We start from the raw sequence: 13,961 nt of genomic DNA, 5'->3' as shown, positions 1-13,961 counted from the left end.
GCTAATTACAAATGAATTTGCGCTTACGAAATTCCAAATAGAAACTGCAAGGTTCTCTACAGAAAACAACCGTTGTATTTGCCCTTATACTTTTGCCTTTCAGAAAGAACCTTACATCGAGTTTCATCAGAAATAATTCATACGAAGTGAAAAATGAAATATTTTAAGAAACGATTATTCCCAAAACACCCACTACTTTTCGAACGGATACAAACATAATTTGGGGGAATAAAAAAATAAACCATCGCTTCTAAAAACCGTACGCAGAATCAATAAATTGAGAATAAAGTTCCCTCAAAATTTTAGATCCGTAATTCTTTTGTAATTATTCGGTAACAAATCAAAAGTATATTACAGAAACATTTAAATCGGAGACGTCGATGAAATTTTCCTCTATAAAAAAAGAATTTAAATGGGTAATGATCGTACTGATCATCTCAGGACTCATTTCTTTTTCCACATCCGTATTATTCGCACAAAATAAAACTTCGGAAGCAACCAAGACGGAAGCACCTGCATCCGCTCCGACAACCCAAGAAACAAAAACCGAAACACCCGTCCAAACAAAGGATAAAAGTTGGGGATTTGTAGATCTTTTCCTTCTGGGCGGTTGGACTATGTACCCGTTAGCGTTTTCTTCGATCATCGCTTTGGGAATCATCTTTGAAAGAATTTATTTCTTAGCGACCGCGAAACTTCTTCCGAAAGGTTATAATATCGATTTGGGGGAAACTATGGACGCGAAAGGTTTAAACGCAGTCCAAGTTTTTTTTGACGAAAGAAAAGATTACAAGATCACTCAAGTTCTTTCGGGTGGAATCGACGTATCTTCCGGAGACGCTGAAATTTTCGCAAAAGGTGTGGAAAGAGAAGCGGCGGAAATAATTACGGTTTTGGAAAGAGGACTCGTAATTCTTGCGGCGGTATCCACGATCGCTCCTTTAATCGGATTTTTGGGAACGGTTTCCGGTATGATCAACGCATTCGATGCGATCGCCAACGCAGACCAAGTAAACGCAAAAGTGGTTGCTGGCGGAATCAAGGAAGCATTGATTACGACGGCAGCGGGTTTAATCGTAGCAATTCCCGCAATGACGTTCCATCAATATCTAACTTCCAGAATCGACGGTTTTACTTCCGAAATCGAAGAAGCGGCCAACAGGATTTATAAGGAATTCTTAAAAAGGAATTCTCAAAAGGTTTAAGCCTTTTATCAAACACTTATGATCCGAATCAAAAAGAAACGCAATTTAGAAGAAATATCCGCATCTTCGATGTCGGATATCGCATTTCTCTTACTGGTGTTTTTTATGGTAACAGCGGTATTCTTCGTAAAGGAAGGATTGAACATTCAGCTCCCCAAAAAAAATTCCAATCCGACTTTAGTTCTTCGAGAAAACATCTACGAGATCCTAATTACAGGAGATTTAGTTAAGATGAAAAATCAATCGATCGGAACGAAAGAATATCGAAACCTGATAGATTTCAGAGAAGAACTCAATCTGATGGAAATTCCAGACATAGGAAACAAAGTCGCATTAATCAAAACTACGGGTGAAACAAAATACGGTAATATGCTGGATGCGTTATCCGTCGTGCAAATCCGAGGGTTTAAACAGATCTCAGTAAAAAGGCTAAAATAAACATGAGCTTAAAGAAGAAAAAAAATCCACCTTCAATTCCGGTCAGCTCGATGGCGGATATCGCCTTTTTACTTTTGGTTTTTTTCATGGTTACTTCTGTTTTAGATACGGATCCAGATCTACCGATCACTCTTCCGGACGTTCCAGGAGGAGAACAGTTAAACAAAAAAATCGCGAATTTATATCTTAGCGCCGATAAAGACAAAGCGGTCTATTTCAATCAGGTTAGAATGCCTCTGAACGAAGCGATCAATCACGTAAGAGCGAAACTCGCAACGACTCCCGATCTTAAGGTTTTGATTCACGCCGATAAAAATTTACCTTATGCCGAACTGGACAACACCTTCGAATTCTTGAAAGAAGTCGGAGCGTTAAAAATTTCTCTCGTCACAAAGACTACACAAGGCGGAGGTCTTTGATTGATGGAAAGATCCAGTTCCATAATCGCCATTCTTAGAAGGGGAAAACTCCGAAGATGGATCGATCGATATCGGATAGAATTTTTTCTTTCCGTCTCCTTTCTTCTCCAAGTGTTCGTCCTGTTTTTTTGGTATACGCCTTCCGTCGAATTCAATCGATTGGATCGGCTCGTAGACGAGGTAGCGTTCGTTGACAATTTAGTTATACAAGAACCGAACGTCGGAGAAGCGGCCGACGACGGAGAATTCGAAGTAACCGATACGATTAAAAAGAAAGAAGATCCCAGAATCGCAGGAGCGCAAGACGCGATTATTTCAGGAGCAACAACCCCCGTAGACCTGACACCGAATGTCGTTCCCGACTATCCCTCGGAAGCCAGATCTGCCGGTATCACCGGAACTTCCACTCTTGAGTTAATTATTGCCGATAACGGACAAGTATTAAGGGTCCGGTCCGTTGGGAAATCTCTGGGGTTCGGCTTGGAAGAAGCGGCAATAAACGCGTTCTATAAGAAAAGATACTCCCCTTCCGTTCTTGACGGAAGACCGATCACGGTCAAAGTTCTCATTCCGGTTAGATTTAGCCTTTATTAATACATTTAAATTTAAATATTATAAAAATTAAATATATAAAATTAGGAAAATTCTCCATTTAAAATGCATTTTAAAATCAGACTTGACTATCTTTATTATTTTTGGGCTTAGGGATCAAAACTCCCAATCGTTTTTAAAACTCTTCATAGCTTATCATATCTAACTCATTACACCTTATGAATATGATTTTACGGACCAGAATTTATACGTGTTTTTAAAACATATTTACTACCCGGACGCATGAAAATGATACTCGAAAATAAGCGGTCGGTTTTGCAAAAGTACAACGGTTCTCAAAAATTAAGTCAAATCGGGAAATCTCGACTTTTTAGAGGAAAATTCCAACATTCTAATTTTCGAAATAGTTTATCATAGTATTTTATTCATGCGTCCGAGTAGTAAGGTTGCCTTTTCATCCATTCCGTCAATATCTTACGTTTACGGGAAAAATCATTATAAGGACTCTCCAAGGCAGTGTGAGGACCGTATAAATATTCTTTTCCCAAAGAATATCGTTTCACCGCTAAGTCCGTTTTGGCTCCGTGTTTCAATAATAATTGCAACGACGTTATGGATGCTTCATTACGATCCTCTAAACAAAGAATCAAAAAAGTATCTTCTTCAATCCCATCAATCCGGCGACCGTTAACCAATAGTTTTTTTTAAATCCATAGATCTGATTCGGATCCAGCCCCGCTTGTAACAATTTTTCAAGTATCTTAGGAGATCGAAGAACAGTAAGGATCATATTTCGATCGGATGCAAAATAGATATCGAAATCGGAAATATGTCTTCCTACAAACTCTACGGAATCAGGATTATCACTATCTATCGCTTTTTTAAATAAATTTCAATAGAGGCTTTTGTTTCTTTCGGAAACTCCTAAAACATTTTTTCCAAAGCAAAATGATTATAAGAGAGAACTCCGGATGAAATTGCTTTTGTCCAAACCGGATCCAAACTATTTTTTAAATGAGGAAAATCCTTACGAATCATTCCATCTAGTTCCAATAAAATTTGAATTTGATTCTTCCAAAATTCTTGATTCGTTTTCGGAAGTTCTAAGCTTGAACGGGTTTCGAAAGATTCAGAAGAACTTTGAGAAGTAGGGCTTTTTACAAAATAGGAGAAGTGCCGCTTATCATATTCCTGCTCCGAATAAAAAAGTGGCAAACTCTTTGAACAAAACGGCAGTGTCTTTTTTATCTGAAAATTCGTGTAAAATTTTCTTTAAAACGTTCGGATTACGAATGAAACCCCCTGTAGAAAAATAATTTCTCCATACGATTTCAAAATATTTTTCCCATAAAGTTTCCTCATACGTAGCTTTATCTCTGAATTGTTCATAGATTATACCTACAATTTCAACGTGCTGTTTCAATTGTAGCTCCGGGTCTATTTTACCGTTAGACGAAATTTACATCAAATACTCTAAATCTTTACTGAGAGTAATTCCTTCCTTTTGTAAATTCCGAATGTTTCTCTCCAGATATGAAATAGACCTTAGCAAATCCTCTCTATTTAACGTGAGTTCGGCCTAAGGAGGAAAAAAGAGAAAAATCTTGTACAGAAAAGCGCCAGATCACATATTGAACTAAATTTCCAGCAAGAAAGGGGTTAAATATGGATCTGACAGAGATATTTTGTGCGATAGACGATTATTGTACACAACAAAAAATAAACTGGAACGAGAAAATATTGAGTCCGGTGGTTCGAAAAAGAAACCGAAAATTTCAGTTAAGCCTGAGTGAAGTAGCAACGATTGTTGTCTGTTTTCATCTTTCTCATTATAGAGAATTTAAAAATTATTATCTGATAGAAATAAAAAAGAATTTAAAATCCGAATTTCCAAAAAGCGGTAAGTTACAATCGTTTGTTGAACTGATGCCTAACGCGTTATCTGTCATAGCTTCGTTTCTATCAAATTCTTGTCTGGGAAAATGTTCCGGAATATCGTTCATTGATTCTACGATTCTCAAAGTATGCGACAACAGAAGAATCCATTCTCATAAAGTATTTAAAGATACTGCACAACGAGGGAAATCGAGCACAGGCTGGTTTTATGGCTTTAAATTGCATTTAATCGTAAATGATCAAGGTGAAATATTATCATCTATGATTACTCCTGGAAACGTCGACGACAGGAATTCAAAAGTGATTTTTCCACTTGTTAAGAATATTCACGATAAACTTTTCGGAGATAGAGGTTATATCAGTCAATCTTTGTTTGAAAGTCTTTATGAAAAGGGAAGTTCAACTCATTACAAAACTTAAAAAGAATATGAAAAATAAATTAATGTCCTTAGTTGATAAAATTCTTTTAAGAAAAAGAGCTATCATTGAATCCGTAAATGATGAACTCAAAAATATCTGTCAGATTCAACATACTAGACATCGAAGCTTTTTCAATTGGGCTGTTAATCTATTAAGTGGGTTAGTTGCATTTTCATTTTTTCCAAAAAAACCTTCTTTGAATTTGAGATCCAAAGACAATTTACAACTTTTACTCTCTCCTTAGGCCGAACTCACGTTATTTATGTACTCGCCACCCTTTTCTTTTAAAGTCAATCTTAGAATGTCGTTTGAAGAATTCTTTGCTATAAAAGTATAAAGTCGTTTTTTCCATTTTTTATAATACCATTCTTTAAACCCGGGTCTGTCGGATTCCACATATAAGTAATAGGGAAAAGTTAACGGCAAAAGGATGGTATCTAACACTAGAGTAAAAGGAAGGTCGATTAGAATCAATATGTTCCAAAAACTTTTTGAAAACGGCAGGGGGATGTCTCTCCCAGATATAACGATCCAAAGCAACCACCGCCCCGGAATACGGATAGTTTTTTTCTTCCCCTGGAAACTATATACAATAGCTGCCGTAGTATTACAACTCAATTGTAATAGAATTAAAATCGACACGATTCGGACTTAAGCTTACATCGAAATGAAATCAAACGATTTAATCTTGCACGATTTCAATCTAGATAAAAACTGTTCCCATGAATTGGAATGAAATTCAAACCTGGATCTCCAAAGATTTCATTTTAGAATTAGGAAAAGCCACCGGAATTTTTCTTTTCGTATTACTATTCGGTTATATACTCGGGAACAGAATCGTTCCGAAATTCTCCGAACTTTTCTTTCAGAATAAACTTCAAAATTCACATCCCCTTTATAAAGCGGGCAGAAAAAGTGTCCGTTTATTATTTTTTCTGTTCGGGACCTTTTTGTTTTTAAAGTTTCTAAAACTCCCTTCCGGTTCCGAAGAATTCGTATTTTTAAGTTACCGAATTGTTTCAATCATCCTTTTGACTTTTTCTTCCGTTCATCTGTTTTCAGCGGCTTTCGAAGCCTATTCCGAAAAAACGGAAGGACTCATTTCTTCCGCTTCGATTATCAACAACGTAACTCGGATCATTTTATTTGCCGTCGGTATTTTACTGATACTTCAATCTCTCGGTATTCCGATCGCGCCAATTCTGGGAGCACTCGGAGTCGGAGGACTTGCAGTTGCTCTCGGCTTACAACCGACTTTTTCAAATTTATTTTCGGGCTTAAACATTCTACTCGGTAAACAACTCAAAAAAGGAGACTATGTACGATTGCAGGGAGAAGGAATGGAAGGACATGTGCAGGATATTACTTGGAGAAGTACGACGATTCGCAGATTCAATAACAGCACGATCGTAGTTCCGAACTCTGTCATGGCTTCTTCCGTGTTCACACACTTCGACCTACCCGCAAAAGAATTTTCGATTCAGATCGAAGCAGGTGTCGCTTATCAAACAGACTTGGAAAAAGTAGAATCTATGGCCGTCGATATCGGAAATGAAGTCTTAAGAAAATTCTACGGATCTCCTTCGACCAAGGAAATTTCCTTCTCTTACCAAAAGTTCGACAAAAGTTCGATCAACTTCAAAATTGATCTTCCCTATCACGAGTTTACAGATCAAGTTCCGATCAAACACGAATTCATTAAACTCCTGTATTCCCGCTTTCAAAAGGAAGGAATCGAACTCCGCCTTTAGAACAAAAGTAAAAATGAACTTCAAAAGAATATTCTACTATTGGAATGTTTTAAGTATCGACATCATCTGCGGCGCGGTGGCCTCCGCTTGGTTCGCCTCTTCCACTTTAAATACGAACATGAGGACAGCGTTCTGGCTCTTGCTCCCAATTGCGGTTTGGGTGATCTACAGCTCCGATCATCTGATCGACGGCTGGAAACTAAAAGAGAAAAGCGCGAACCAAAGGCATAAATTTTATTACAAAAATAGAATATTCTTAAGCGTTATCACCGGTTTTATGGCGATTCTCTGTTTTGTTTGCGGAATTCTATTCCTAAGAGAATGGGTGGTTATAGTCGCCCTAATTATAGGAGTTTTCGTAATTTTGCACGTTCTCTTTTCCTATCTTCAAGTTTCCTTCTTCTGGAAAGAATGCTCCGTATCGGTTCTTTACACAGCGGGAATTTGGTTCGGCCCGATCTTATCCACGACAAAAAATCGATCGGAAATCTGGCTTCCTTGCTGTTTGTTCTTTTTAACCGCACTTTGTAATTCGTTCGTAAATTCTTATATGGAAAGAGAAGTCGATCAAAAAGAAAACGCTGAATCAATCCTGAAACAGATTTCACCCGGAAATTTAAAAAAATCCGTCTTCGCATTAGCCTTAATCGGAATGGGATTGAACCTTTTTTGGATCGGAAAAAATCATGGATCGATTTTTCCCGAATTTTTTTATCTGAGTTCGGGTTATTGGATACCGGTAAACATTCTTATTTTCGAAAATTCTTTTCAAAAAAACCAGATTTACAGAATCCTCGGAGAAGGTTATTTTATCCTCGCTTGTTTACCCGTCATTTTTCGGAAATTGTTTCCAATTTGACAGGGGGAGGAATTCTTAAAATCCAACGAAGACTTTCGTAAAACTTCAAGAATTTCAAAATCGGATTCAACCAACCCGTCGTGATACAAAAATACGTATCGTAGGGAAAAGTATGGTGGATCTTATGATGTTCCGGACCAAGAATCAGTTTATATTTTTGTAAAGTTCGTATAAACGCGAAAGGAGAATCCTGGTGCGCCCATTTATGAATCTGATTGGTCGCAAAAATTCCCAAGAGGAGAAAGAACCAAAACACGGCGAGTAAGAAACTTAACAAACCGCTCGATTCCCAAAAGAAAACATAATATACTAAAATAGGCAAAGAGACCAAACAATTGTTTCCGTTGGTTTCTATAAAATCATGTCTCGTGATTCCCTTCGGATCCACGTGATGATCTCTAAAAGGAAAAATAAACGCAGGCCCAAAAATAGGAGTGTTTTCAGAACCTACGCTATCTCCTAAAAAGTGGACCAATCCCGAAATAAAATCGGCCCCGAGCCAAGAAAACAAGATCACCAAAGGTACGATCCAAACTAAGTAAAAATGAGATACGAACGCATTCGAAAAGATCCGGGCAAGTTGATAACCGAGATAAATCGAAAGAAAAACGAAAGCGACGACGCTCAATGTCTCGAAAATTCTATGAATTGTTAGATCCGGTTTTTGAAGTTGGGTTGGTTTTGCCTGCATACGACTGTCTAGTGTATTCTTATTATAGATAAGAATTCAGGCGAGATTTTTTCCGAAAAGAAAACCTTGATTTGAAAAAAAATGGAACTTTATAACAGCTCACAATCTTTCTCCTTTGTTTGAGACAAATCCTCGTTCTTGCAATACTCCCTACTGCTTCCCGCGATTTCCTTCCCGGCTCTTTCCTTATACAAAATTACCTTTTAGGATTGGCAAGTCTTGCGAGGCAACTCATCGGAAGGCATCGGAAACATAAAAATTCAGATCTTCTTTCACAGATTCGAAACCTTTGTTTTCGTCTTTCACTCATTCGCCATACCAGAGTATACGCGTTTTGAATTTTCTCGTCTGCACATCCTGTCTAACCGTCTTACTGATTTTTACATCATAGAGCGTCCAAGATTCTGCCTTTAAACGGGGATTTATGCTAAAATTGACGGTGCTCTTTTATGTAGAGATCAGTAGATTCGATATTTAAAAGATCACTTGAATTCTTTTCGAAGCAGTCCTTTTCTTTCTCACTGCTTCTCTTTATTTATCTGTTGGAAATTAATCTTTTTTGTTCAAGCCTCGGATAGCAAAACGCTCAACTCGAACAAAAAAGACCAAGGTTGAAAACGCCTCCAAAAAATAAGAAACAATGACGTTGATGATCCGTTTAGGATCTTTCTATACAAAGCGATGATTTCAAAAAATGAACCTATTATATAAGTTCCTAAAACTCATAAATTTATCTCTCACTTTATAAACGAAAAAAATTAAGAATTTGTCCCAAAACCTGGGAATTGTAGAAACTCATACTAGGTTTAACGGTGAAAAGGTGATTTAAAAACATATAAACTTCCCAAAGAGACGTAATTCTATGGGAACTACTACATTTTGTTATCCACGATTTAACAATCATGATCGTGATTCCTCTTAAGATTTCGGGACAAATTTTAAAATAAGTTCTTTAAAAATTTTTAATATGCGGCTGATTTTCTTGATTCTAAGCAGCAATTTTGAAAGGCTCAATTTTTCACAAATACGATCGAAGATATCCTTAAGGAAAACCTCTTCATGGCAAAGAACTACGTACGATTTTGCAAAAAGAATTCAATTGAATGGGGAAAAATCGAAGATGATAAGATTTTTCCCTTAGATTGCGGAAACTCCACCACGAAAGATTTTTTGGAATATATAAAGAAAAAAAGGAAAAACTCCAAACAAAAACCGATTTACATCCAAGATGTTTCTATCCTATCTCCGATCACTGCACCTTGCCAAATTCTTTGTCAAGGTGCCAATTATAGACAACATCAAATCGAATCAGGACTCGATCCTGACGACAAGGTGTATAACCTATTCTTCACAAAATCGGATGCTTCTCTTTCTCCTCCGATGGGAAAGATCATTCGTCCTTCTCACGTAAAACTTTTAGATTATGAGATCGAACTCGGCCTCGTATTCGGGAAGGCTTTCGATTCGACCTTAAAACTCGATTCCGAACGAATCAAGGAATACGTAGCGGCCTTTTTTATGGCAAACGACGTGTCTGCAAGAGACATTCAGCTTTCTCAGATGCAATGGTATAAAGGAAAATCGTATAGAACCTTTTGTCCGGCGGGCCCTTATCTTACGGTTTTAGATCCAGAAGACTTTAATCTATTAGATTTCTTGGAGTTGACTCTTCTTGTAAACGGTCAAATCAGACAAAAGGACACCGCCGCCAATCTCGTTTTTAAACCAGCAGAAAGTATCTTAGAACTATCACAGTTTTGTAATGTATCTCCAGGAGATGTGTTATTAACAGGAACACCTTCCGGATGTGCGTTTCGAGCTCCGGGAAAATTCATTCAAAAAATTGCAAGTTTCTTACCTGAAAAGAAAAAATGGGATCTTTTTGCCAAGAACCAAGAAAAACGGATTCAGTATTTACGTCCGGGGGACGTCGTACGTTCCACAATTCGAACTCCGGATCTTAGAATTGATCTAGGAGAACAAATTTTGAATGTCGTAGGAGAGTAAATCCGGCCAACGTTTTTAAGATATAGAATCAACATCCACAATAAAATACGCGGTCAACAAAGCCGTCTTTGTAAAGTACCGCGTACACTGAGCTTTTCAACATTTGACTTTCTCTCTAATATATATTCTAACTATCTAATATCATTTCTTCTGAGTCCCCAAAACCAGTCGTGAAATTTTAAAAGAAACCAATCCACAATTATTCAACAAATTCGGAGCAAGACGCGGTAGTTCCCACAGACTCAGTCTCATTGGATAGTTCATGAGTTTTCGAACAGACTTTTTAGTCATCCAATAGGAATTCCAACATCCTAAGGCTTTTGGGCAGAAGACACTACTTTAACGTAAGTTCGGCGTAAGAAAGTTTGGGCGAATAAGAAACTAAAGTGCAACGACTTCCTATGGGCGCAACATAATAATCGCTTTCGCATTTTGTTATATCGAACTCACGTTACTTTACTGCGGTCTAAAATATGTTAGACCATTATTTTTTCACACTTTTTCAAGTAGCACGGTCAATCCGTGGACAAGTCAACAGCATAGTAAAATGTTTCAGAAAATTGAATATACTTTAAAATCGGTTTATCGAACGGCTTCTAAAAATATACTTTCTAAAAGTTTTCTTCGAGTCCAGGGTATAAAATGACCTTCTGCCTCTAATACGATTGTAGTAAGCCGTGACTGCGGAACCTGAGTTTTAAAAAATTCCAAATTCTGAAAAGGTACCAAGGAATCTTTTTTTCCATGGATCAAGATCATCTTGCAGGGAATGTTTTTCCAGAATTTCTCCAAAATTTCCAGTTGGGATTTGAGAGGAAGCATTTCATCGTTGCTATTTTTGATCTCTCTTGGCAATAAGATTTTAACCCAATTCCAATCCGCGATTTTATTATACCAACGAATTTCTTCTTCCTTTGAACTCAAAGGTGCCGCAAGAAGAACAAGAACATGAATTTTGTATGTGGAAGTCGTAACGATTCTTGCCGCGATCGGTCCTCCGTAAGAATGCCCTACGAGTAAAATCCTCGCTCCTTCGGATGTTTGAATTGTATTTAAAAAATTATGGATCGCTTTTCCTAAAATATAAGCTTGTTTTTCAACGTCGGGAATCCCTTCGTTCGGTTCCGATTTTCCAAAGCCCGGTCGATCCAAAGCTAATATACAGTATTTCGCAGTTAAAATTTTGCTTCCTAAATACCAAGAGTAATTTTGCCATCCTCCCGGAGAACCGTGTATGAATATTAAAATATTCTGATTATTTGATTCACAACCTACGGCAACTCCATAAATTCTCTTTCCTTCTGCGTCTAAATAAAGTTCCCGAAGTTTCGCTCCGGATTCCTCAAGTTGAGTTAGACTCTCTTCCGGCTGTTTTTTGAGATCTTCCGGTATAGAACAAAAAATTCCTGAAAAAAAGAGCCCCATTAAAGAGAAAAGGAAGGCGACTGAAGTCAATGACATATAAGGAAATCCTAAAAATTTTTCCTTAGGAGGAAAATTCGCCTTTTTGGACCCGAGCATAAAGTCCGAGAAAAGTTTGATTGGGTTTTAACTCGTCCTGAGGATCGTGCAATCCTTCTCTAATTTTTTTTACAAGATACATGTCGATTTCACCTTTGTTTTTCGCTTTAATTTTCCCTCTGTGTTCGCAAATAAAAAAATCCTTAATCTTCTCGTAAGTTTCGCTTGAGATATTCACTTCTCCGGGAATGCCGGAACTTTCCATACGGCTTGCGGTGTTGACAGAATCTCCCCATATATCGTAGGCGAATTTTTCGGTTCCAACCACGCCGGCAACCACTGAACCCGTATGTATCCCAAGTCTAAGTTCCCAATAGGGTTGATGATCGATTTCTCTTTCTCGTTTTTTGAGACGCATGAATTTTTGGAATTCAAGCCCGCATAACACTGCGTCTATGGAATGAGTGTTATTCACAAGGGGAAGTCCGCCTGCGGCCATGTAGGCGTCTCCGATCGTTTTGATTTTTTCCATTCCGTGATTTTTAATGATGGAATCAAACTTCCGAAAAAAAAGATCGAGTTCGTTTAACAATTCCTCCGGCGACATCGTTTCTGCGATTTTCGTAAATCCGGCCATATCGGTAAAAAGGACCGTGACGCTCTCATAACGTATGGGAATCACAAAATCGTTCTTCTTTAATTCTTCCGCAACGGTTTCTGGAAGAATGCTAAGCAGAAGCGAATCGGATTTTTTTCTTTCTATGTTCAAATTTCTCGTCAGGATGAAAATCAAAAGTCCGGTTAAAATCTGAACGAATAAATAATTCCCACCCGCGTCCAGATAACGTTCGGCGTCATTCGGATACATTTTAACGAGACCTCGATGGAAATATTCGATTCCATACAGAAACACACTTACGGCGGCATAAACCAAATAGACAATCCAAACGTTATGATTTCTAAGTAGAATCGTCGCGATTACAAGAGCGGGAATGAAATAGTAATGATTACCTCCTATCGAACCTCCGTTAAAGAACCACATAGAAGAAAGATAGATAAGAATGATAAGATTAAAGGGCCAAAACAACGAATAATAAATACTTTTCATTCTCGAAAGAAAATACATTCCTATGAGAAGAATTCCTGAAATGAAATTTAGAAGAAAAATCACCATAAAGTTTTCCAGATAAAAGGAAGAGAAGGCGCCGAAAATGTTCAAGGCCCCGTTTACGAACGCGACCGTATTGAAAAGTCTATGTTCGAGGGATTTTTTTTTAGGGTCGCCAAACATAAAATAAACGATCTTAAGAACTTTGTCGCCCATGATTCTCACCTCATTCGCTCACGATTTGAAACGAAATCTTTTTGTCATAGCGTAATTTCGCAAATCATACTTTCAATTTTTAAACAATTCAAAAATTCACTTTTTCAATTGTTCCGACAACGACTCAAAACAAAAATCATCTCGATTTTCAAGCCTTGCCTTATATTCTTTCGGAAACATTTCGGAATACAATAACTGCGTCTCGGACATTTTCAAATCATCAGTTCAATTCAAAACTCACGATTATGCAAACGGATATAACAAACTTTTTCAATCCGATCGATCGTTTATCTTTCGATTGCCTCCGTAAAAACGAATTACGGTTTTTATAATTTCACTTAGGTTCGTTTTAGGAATTCCCCGTCCTCGATTTTCAGAGCCGATTTGAAAAAGCAAATTCCATTGTTTGAACAAAATCGCGTACATTTCCCAAAGAGAAAAATCGGGATCGTAAAGATTCGTAGATTCGGAGGTGACTCCGTTCAATTCCACAATTCCAAATTCTTTTCCCATTTTCAATTTTTCATCGGATCGATAACGAATATCGTATCTTCCGAAATAAAACCCGGAGAACGTTCTTGAAATTTGATCGATCCTTTGGGTAAGTTCTTCCGTGATTAAATAACTTCCGTCCGTAAAGAGAGTGCCTTGACAATGGTTCCCCGCTTCGGCCAACCTTCTTTTTTCTCCTTTGGGTAGGACGGTCTCCCATTCTCTAATATGCCTTTCGCGAAAGACTTTCCACTGGTATTGAAACCTAGGATGTTCTAAAATCAATTTTCCCAAACTGTCCAGACCGTTTCCCTCAAGGATCGGAAAGGTTTTTCTTGTAATTGATAGAATTCTTCCTTTATCCTCTTTCGGAAAACGATAATAGAAAATTCCGGCTTCCTGCGGGCCGGGATGATACTCCTGTACGATCAAGTCCACATTGGTTT

Annotated in this window: 11 protein-coding genes and 4 pseudogenes (1 of these 15 running past the window's edge); 9 read left to right on the top strand and 6 right to left on the bottom strand. The window is 37.7% G+C overall.

What is annotated here, in order from left to right:
- The first annotated feature begins 380 nt into the window (after nt 1–380).
- From LEP1GSC062_RS18835 to LEP1GSC062_RS18820, 4 genes are read left to right on the top strand one after another with little or no spacing between them, the layout of a single operon-like run.
- Nucleotides 381–1,205: a MotA/TolQ/ExbB proton channel family protein gene (locus LEP1GSC062_RS18835; RefSeq protein WP_010576765.1), complete on the top strand. Its 825-nt coding sequence runs from the start codon at nt 381–383 to the stop codon at nt 1,203–1,205.
- An 18-nt stretch (nt 1,206–1,223) separates the two neighbouring features.
- Nucleotides 1,224–1,643 carry an ExbD/TolR family protein gene (locus LEP1GSC062_RS18830; RefSeq protein WP_010576764.1) on the top strand — a complete coding sequence of 140 codons (420 nt, stop codon included), beginning with the start codon at nt 1,224–1,226 and terminating at the stop codon, nt 1,641–1,643.
- Between the two features lie 2 nt (nt 1,644–1,645).
- Entirely contained in the window at nt 1,646–2,062 is a 417-nt protein-coding gene (locus LEP1GSC062_RS18825) for an ExbD/TolR family protein (RefSeq protein ID WP_010576763.1), read from the top strand.
- Nucleotides 2,063–2,065: 3 nt separating this feature from the next.
- Nucleotides 2,066–2,656, top strand: coding sequence for an energy transducer TonB (locus LEP1GSC062_RS18820; RefSeq protein WP_020985104.1), 591 nt, complete (start codon nt 2,066–2,068; stop codon nt 2,654–2,656).
- 383 nt (nt 2,657–3,039) lie between these two features.
- On the opposite strand, the pseudogene LEP1GSC062_RS23420 reads toward LEP1GSC062_RS18820, so the two are convergent.
- A pseudogene (locus tag LEP1GSC062_RS23420) lies at nt 3,040–4,172 on the bottom strand (YceK/YidQ family lipoprotein); the annotation flags it as partial.
- A gap of 107 nt (nt 4,173–4,279) precedes the next feature.
- On the opposite strand from LEP1GSC062_RS23420, the pseudogene LEP1GSC062_RS18805 reads away from it, so the two are divergent.
- Nucleotides 4,280–5,174: pseudogene (locus tag LEP1GSC062_RS18805) on the top strand (IS982 family transposase).
- Between the two features lie 20 nt (nt 5,175–5,194).
- On the opposite strand, the pseudogene LEP1GSC062_RS18800 reads toward LEP1GSC062_RS18805, so the two are convergent.
- Nucleotides 5,195–5,575, bottom strand: a pseudogene (locus LEP1GSC062_RS18800) (YceK/YidQ family lipoprotein); the annotation flags it as partial.
- Between the two features lie 77 nt (nt 5,576–5,652).
- On the opposite strand from LEP1GSC062_RS18800, the gene LEP1GSC062_RS18795 reads away from it, so the two are divergent.
- Together LEP1GSC062_RS18795 and LEP1GSC062_RS18790 are read left to right on the top strand one after the other, a co-directional pair.
- On the top strand, nt 5,653–6,681 hold the full coding sequence (locus LEP1GSC062_RS18795; RefSeq protein ID WP_020985049.1) for a mechanosensitive ion channel family protein: 1,029 nt from the start codon (nt 5,653–5,655) through the stop codon (nt 6,679–6,681).
- Between the two features lie 13 nt (nt 6,682–6,694).
- On the top strand, nt 6,695–7,540 hold the full coding sequence (locus LEP1GSC062_RS18790; RefSeq protein WP_010576759.1) for an LA_0991 family prenyltransferase-like protein: 846 nt from the start codon (nt 6,695–6,697) through the stop codon (nt 7,538–7,540).
- Here the strand turns inward: LEP1GSC062_RS18790 and LEP1GSC062_RS18785 are convergent.
- On the bottom strand, nt 7,512–8,231 hold the full coding sequence (locus LEP1GSC062_RS18785; protein ID WP_020985079.1) for a fatty acid desaturase CarF family protein: 720 nt from the start codon (nt 8,229–8,231) through the stop codon (nt 7,512–7,514). The genes LEP1GSC062_RS18790 and LEP1GSC062_RS18785 overlap by 29 nt on opposite strands.
- Nucleotides 8,232–8,322: 91 nt before the next feature.
- Between LEP1GSC062_RS18785 and LEP1GSC062_RS25095 the strand changes: the two are divergent.
- Both LEP1GSC062_RS25095 and LEP1GSC062_RS18775 read left to right on the top strand, forming a co-directional pair.
- A pseudogene (locus tag LEP1GSC062_RS25095) lies at nt 8,323–8,604 on the top strand (DUF2721 domain-containing protein); the annotation flags it as partial.
- Between the two features lie 686 nt (nt 8,605–9,290).
- A complete protein-coding gene (locus LEP1GSC062_RS18775) occupies nt 9,291–10,238 on the top strand; it encodes a fumarylacetoacetate hydrolase family protein (RefSeq protein ID WP_020985068.1) in 948 nt (315 codons plus the stop codon).
- Between the two features lie 582 nt (nt 10,239–10,820).
- On the opposite strand, the gene LEP1GSC062_RS18770 is transcribed toward LEP1GSC062_RS18775, so the two are convergent.
- The 3 genes from LEP1GSC062_RS18770 to LEP1GSC062_RS18760 all read right to left on the bottom strand — a co-directional run.
- Nucleotides 10,821–11,699 carry an alpha/beta fold hydrolase gene (locus tag LEP1GSC062_RS18770; protein ID WP_039942685.1) on the bottom strand — a complete coding sequence of 293 codons (879 nt, stop codon included), beginning with the start codon at nt 11,697–11,699 and terminating at the stop codon, nt 10,821–10,823.
- A 25-nt stretch (nt 11,700–11,724) separates the two neighbouring features.
- Nucleotides 11,725–13,023: an adenylate/guanylate cyclase domain-containing protein gene (locus LEP1GSC062_RS18765; RefSeq protein WP_020985117.1), complete on the bottom strand. Its 1,299-nt coding sequence runs from the start codon at nt 13,021–13,023 to the stop codon at nt 11,725–11,727.
- A gap of 270 nt (nt 13,024–13,293) precedes the next feature.
- On the bottom strand, nt 13,294–13,961 hold the 3' portion of the coding sequence (locus tag LEP1GSC062_RS18760) for an ATP-grasp domain-containing protein (protein ID WP_010576754.1). The gene runs 430 nt beyond the window's last position; 668 of the gene's 1,098 nt are visible here — the last part of the coding sequence; its start codon lies off the right edge, out of view; it ends in the stop codon at nt 13,294–13,296.

It is taken from the genome of Leptospira alexanderi serovar Manhao 3 str. L 60, from assembly GCF_000243815.2.
In the GTDB taxonomy this organism is placed as follows: Bacteria; Spirochaetota; Leptospiria; order Leptospirales; family Leptospiraceae; genus Leptospira; species Leptospira alexanderi.
Note: the sequence above shows the minus strand (reverse complement) of the source record. Positions and strands in the feature narration are given on the sequence as shown.